A 339-nucleotide genomic window follows, 5' to 3' on the forward strand; every position below is an offset into this window, starting at 1 on the left:
TAGACGTAGTAAAAACATATATTGAAAATCAAAGTGAAAAGTGAGGTGAAATGATATGACAAAGCAGAATAAAGCATTTAAATTCCGTTTGTATCCAACAGGAGACCAAGCACATCTTATACGTAAAACCTTCGGCTGTGTACGTTTCTTGTATAACAGAATGTTAGCTGAACGGAAAGAAGCGTATGAAAAACATAAAGATGATAAGGATCAACTAAAGAAACAAAAGCTTCCCACGCCTGCAAAATACAAAGCAGAATTTGAGTGGTTAAAAGAAGTTGATTCATTAGCTTTGGCAAATGCTCAACTAAACTTGCAAACTGCCTATAAAAATTTCTT

The 339-nt window shown here is 33.9% G+C and carries 1 protein-coding gene; it reads left to right on the top strand.

Annotated elements, in window-relative coordinates; all coding sequences use genetic code 11:
- Positions 1-55: 55 nt before the first annotated feature.
- Positions 56-339 (top strand): helix-turn-helix domain-containing protein (locus HFD78_RS29160; protein WP_191968156.1); only part of this gene is annotated, 284 nt, incomplete at its 3' end.

Origin of the sequence: Bacillus sp. EKM501B (assembly GCF_011800505.1) — a bacterium.
In the GTDB taxonomy this organism is placed as follows: domain Bacteria; phylum Bacillota; class Bacilli; order Bacillales; family Bacillaceae_G; genus Bacillus_A; species Bacillus_A cereus.